Source organism: Gordonia sp. (in: high G+C Gram-positive bacteria) (assembly GCF_049299075.1).
In the GTDB taxonomy this organism is placed as follows: domain Bacteria; phylum Actinomycetota; class Actinomycetes; order Mycobacteriales; family Mycobacteriaceae; genus Gordonia.
In genome coordinates, this window is sequence record NZ_JBAQWU010000193.1 from 1 (window position 1) to 4,883 (window position 4,883).

At 68.8% G+C, this 4,883-nt stretch carries 4 protein-coding genes; all 4 read left to right on the forward strand.

Features of this window, described 5'->3' with window-relative positions:
- A partial coding sequence (locus WAW85_RS06250; RefSeq protein WP_422558769.1) for an ABC transporter family substrate-binding protein occupies positions 1-1,759 on the forward strand: 1,759 nt, incomplete at its 5' end.
- Entirely contained in the window at positions 1,756-2,631 is an 876-nt protein-coding gene (mshB, locus tag WAW85_RS06255) for an N-acetyl-1-D-myo-inositol-2-amino-2-deoxy-alpha-D-glucopyranoside deacetylase (RefSeq protein WP_422558770.1), read from the forward strand. The genes WAW85_RS06250 and mshB, both read left to right, overlap by 4 nt.
- Positions 2,628-2,963 (forward strand): hypothetical protein, encoded by a 336-nt coding sequence (locus tag WAW85_RS06260; RefSeq protein WP_422558771.1) that lies wholly within the window; start codon positions 2,628-2,630, stop codon positions 2,961-2,963. The genes mshB and WAW85_RS06260 overlap by 4 nt, the downstream gene beginning before the upstream one ends.
- 124 nt (positions 2,964-3,087) lie before the next feature.
- Positions 3,088-4,883 (forward strand): bifunctional FO biosynthesis protein CofGH (locus tag WAW85_RS06265; RefSeq protein WP_422558772.1); only part of this gene is annotated, 1,796 nt, incomplete at its 3' end.

Sequence of the window (4,883 nt, forward strand, 5' to 3'; positions counted from 1 at the left end):
CACCGACGCGATCGGTGCGGGTTTCAATCCGCACTTGGGCGCCGACCAGGGGACGGTGACCACCGCAATCGCGGCGATGACGCTGCCGAGTCCGTTTGTTCCGGTGCAGACGCCGGGCGGCGTCCAATGGCAGCCGAATGCGACGCTGATCAGCTCGGCCGAGGTCACTGCGCGAGAGCCCTTCACGGTCACCTACCGCATCGTCAACGATGCGCAGTGGTCGGACGGACTCCCGGTGACCGGCGACGATTTCGGCTATCTGTGGCAGCAGATGTCGCGGCAGCCGAACGTCGTCGGTCCGGCGGGCTATCGCGCCGTGCAGGATGTGCAGACATCCGGCGGTGGCAAGGTGGTCAAGGTCGTCTTTGCCAGCCAGTACCCCGCCTGGCGGGAACTGTTCACCAACCTGCTACCCAGTCACAAACTGCGCGGCGACCCGTCCGGCTTCCAGACCGGGATGGACCGGGGAAAGCCGGTCGCCGCCGGTCCGTTCTCGATCTACTCGATTGACCGGTCGCGCGATGAGGTGCGGCTGATCCGCAACGACCGCTACTGGAGTACCCCGCCGGCTCTCGATCAGGTGGTGCTGCGCCGCGCAGGCACGCCCCCGCAAATGGCCCAAACGGTCCGCAACGGTGACACCGGCATCGTCGCGCTCTCCACCGGCCCGGCCAGCGCCGCGGAGATCTCGGCGATCCCGGGGATCCGGAGCAATCGCGCCCCGGCCGTGCGGGCGATGACGATCAACTTGAACACGCGTGCCGACGTGATGCGCAATGTCGCGGTCCGGCAGGCCGTTTTCGGCATGATCGACGGCGATGTGGTCACTGCGGCCGCCGCAGGAGATGACGTCGTGACGCGGTTCGCCAACACCGTGTACATGCCCTCCGACGAGGACTATTTCCCGGTGGGGCGCTCGCGGCCGTCCGCTGACCAGGTCACCGCGTGGCTGGCGTCGGCGGGCTACACCCGCGGCGAACCGCGCGCCCGAACCCCGGCGGCAGGCTCGACCCCGGCGGCAGGCTCGACCCCGGCGACGGGCTCGACCCCGGCGACAACGACCGCCGAGGTGCCCGGCGTTTCCGAACTCCCGTACGGGGTGCCACCGCTGATCAAGGGCGGGGCGCCGCTCGTGGTTCGGATCGGCGCGACCGACACCGACCAGCGCACCCTGTCGGCGGCGGAGAGCGTTGCCGACCAGCTGCGCGGTCAGGGCGTGCGCGCCCAGGTGACGGCGATGACCAACACCGAGCTCTACGGACAGGCCCTGACCGCGGCGAGTGTCGACCTCATCGTCGGCTGGACGTCGGCCGGGATCGATCCGGCGACGGCGCTCGCCTCGCAAGTCGGTTGCCTACCGCCGCCGCAGGGCACCGAGTCCGGCGCACACACCGTCGAACCTGAACGGGATCCGGCTATCAACCAGAGCGTGCTGCCGACGCCGACCCGCACTGCCGGATCGGCGGCGTCGAGCACCCAGAAGCCGGCCAATCCGACACCGGATACCAGCTACATTGGCAATATCTCTGGACTGTGTGATGCGCAATTGCAGCAGTTGGCGGGCCAGGCCATGACCGAAGAGAATGCGGTGCGCACGCTGACGACGGCCGAACCGCTGCTGGCCGAGCGCGCCGTGTACCTGCCGCTGTTCCAGGACACGATCTTTGTCGGCGTCACCGGCGACGTGGATGGGGTTCCGCTGAGCGGTCCGGTACAGGTCGCCATCTTCGGCGATGCCGCGCGGTGGCGGCAGTCGTGACTGTCAACGGCGAGCATGCCGGGCGCCGGCTGCTGCTGCTGCACGCCCACCCCGACGATGAGTCGATTCTGACCGGCGGCACCATCGCGCACTACCTCGCGGCCGGTGTCGACGTGCGGGTCCTCACCTTCACACTCGGCGAAGAAGGCGAAGTGATCGGGGAGCGCTGGGCGCGGCTGGTCGCCGAGCAGGCCGATCAGCTCGGGGGCCTCCGGGTCGGGGAGCTGTCTGCAGCGCTGGCCGCCCTCACCCCGGCCGGAACCGCCGAGCTCGCGCCACGCTTCCTGGGCGGTGCTGGACGCTGGCGGGATTCCGGGATGGCCGGGACCGCATCGGCGCAGCACCGGCGCGCCCTCGCGGCCGCTGACGCCGACGAGTTGACGGAGGCGCTGGTCGCCGAGATCGTCGATTTCGACCCACAGGTGATCGTCACCTACGACGCCGACGGCGGCTACGGACATCCCGATCACAAGCGCGTGCACGAGATCTCCCATCGGGCGATCCCGGCGGCTGCGCGGCGGCTCGGGCACGGCTGCAAGGTGTACGAGGTGATTACTGCGGCGGGCCCGCTGACTCAGGGGCTCGCCGCGATCGAGCATGTGCCCGACGGCTGGCGTCGGCCGGCCGAGGGCGAGCTGCCCAGCACCCCCGACGCGAAGATTGACGCGGCCGTCGACGTCGTCGAGGTACTGGCAGCGAAGGTCGCGGCCCTGGTTGCCCATGCTACCCAGGTGACCGTGGCGCCGTCGCACACCGAATTCGCGTTGAGCAACAACATCATTCAGCCGATCTGCCGCGTCGAGCACTTCTCGCGCATCGCCCCGCCACGGTCGGGCCGACGGGAAACTGACCTGTTCGAGGGGGTCGAATGAGTGTCGACGAGCGCGTGGAACTGGGTCTGCTGACGGCGGCCAGCGTGCTCCTGGGCATCCTGTGCTGCGCCTTCCTCATGATCTCGTGGGGGCCGATCCCATTCCCGATCACCGCGCTGATCGCCGGCGCGGTCAACCTCGGCTTCCTGTGGCTCGCGGGCCAGTACACGCCGTCGGCATGGCGTTTCGCACCGCTCGCTGCGTTCACCCTGGTCGTGATCATCGCGATGTTCCCGGTCGGTGGCAGTGCGCCCTGGATCACCGGACTTCCGCTGCTGTTGATTCTCGGGCTCGGATTGGGAATGCCCGCAACCATCGCCGCCCGCGTCTAGCCTCGGTGGTCATCGATCGGTGGTCATCGATCGGGGCGACCGATACGGCGCCCAGTGCTGCCTATCCGCGGCGGTGTCTACAGTGGGGAATGTGATCAACGAAGCGGCTCCGACACCTTCGGCGATGCGCCGGGCCTTGCGTCGCGCCCGCGACGGCGTCACGCTCAATCCGGATGAGGGTGCGGTCCTGATGGCCGCCCGCGGCGGTGATCTGGACGACCTGTGTGCCGCTGCGGCCCGAGTCCGGGATGCGGGATTGGCCGCCGAGGGCCGTGCTGGCCAGGTCAGTTACTCCCGCAAAGTCTTCATTCCGCTCACCCGACTGTGCCGGGACCGTTGCCACTACTGCACCTTCGTGACCGTGCCGGGCAAACTCGCCCGCGGCGGCCACAGCGCCTACCTGGAACTCGACGAGGTGGTCGCGATCGCCCGCCGCGGCGCCGAACTTGGCTGCAAAGAGGCGCTGTTCACGCTCGGCGACCGCCCGGAGGACCGGTGGCCGCAGGCCGCCCAGTGGCTCGATGAACGCGGCTACGATTCCACCCTCGACTACGTCCGCGCCGCCGCGATCCGGGTGCTCGAGGAGACCGGGCTGCTGCCGCACCTGAACCCCGGGGTGATGAGTTGGGAAGAGATCAACCGGCTCAAGCCGGTGGCGCCATCGATGGGCATGATGCTCGAAACCACCGCCCGCCGGCTGTTCACCGACAAAGGCGAGTGTCACTACGGGAGCCCGGACAAAGATCCCGAGGTGCGTGGGCGCGTGCTGACCGATGCCGGGCGGCTGGCGGTGCCATTCACCACCGGCATTCTGGTCGGGATCGGTGAGAATCGCGCCGAACGGGTCGACTCGATTCTCCAGATCCGCCAGGTACACAAGGCGTTCGGTCACGTGCAGGAAGTTATCGTGCAGAACTTTCGGGCCAAACCCGACACCGCGATGGGCGCCGTGCCGGACGCCGAGATGAGCGAGTTCCTCGCGTCTATTGCCGTGGCACGTCTACTGCTCGGGCCGGCCATGCGGATCCAGGCACCGCCGAACCTGGTGTCGGCGAACGAATGCCGCGCGCTGATCGCGGCGGGCATCGACGACTGGGGCGGCGTCTCGCCGCTGACCCCGGACCATGTGAATCCGGAGCGGCCCTGGCCGAACCTCGACGATTTGGCCCGAATTACCGCGGCAGCGGGCTACACGCTCACCGAGCGGATCGCCGCGCAACCCCGCTATGTGCTTGCCGGGGCGCCGTGGATCGACCCGCGGATCGCCCGGCATGTTGCCGCGCTCGCCGATCCGGTGACCGGATTAGCGCGCGATGTCGGCCCCGTGGGCCTGCCGTGGCAGGAGCCGGACGAGGATTGGTCGTCGTCGGGCCGGGTGGACCTGAACACCGGGATTGACGTCGACGGTCGCAACACCGAGACGCGCAGCGACCTGGCGAGCGCCTTCGGTGACTGGGACACCATTCGCGAACAGGTCCTCGCCCTGAACGACACGGGGGCGCCGCGCCGACTGGAATCTGACGTGCGGGCGGCGCTGCGGCGTGCGGAAAACGACCCGGCTGGGCTATCCGACGATGAGTACCTTGCGTTAGCGACCGCAGACGGTGATGGGCTCGAAGCCCTTGCGTCCCTTGCTGATTCGATCCGTGCAGAAGTGAACGGCGATGAGGTCACCTACGTGGTGAACCGCAACCTCAACTTCACCAACGTCTGCTACACCGGCTGCCGGTTCTGCGCGTTTGCTCAACGCAAGGGCGACGAGGACGCGTTCACGCTGTCGGCGGCCGACGTCGGGGACCGCGCGTTCGAGGCGCACGTCGCCGGGGCCACCGAGGTCTGCATGCAGGGCGGAATCGACCCCGAGCTGCCGGTGACCGGGTACGCCGACCTCGTGCGCGCGGTCAAGGCGCGGGTACCGGG

Excerpts from the sequence above, each read along its gene's own strand:
- WAW85_RS06260 (WP_422558771.1), top strand. The coding sequence starts at position 2,628 with ATGAGTGTCGACGAGCGCGTGGAACTGGGTCTGCTGACGGCGGCCAGC.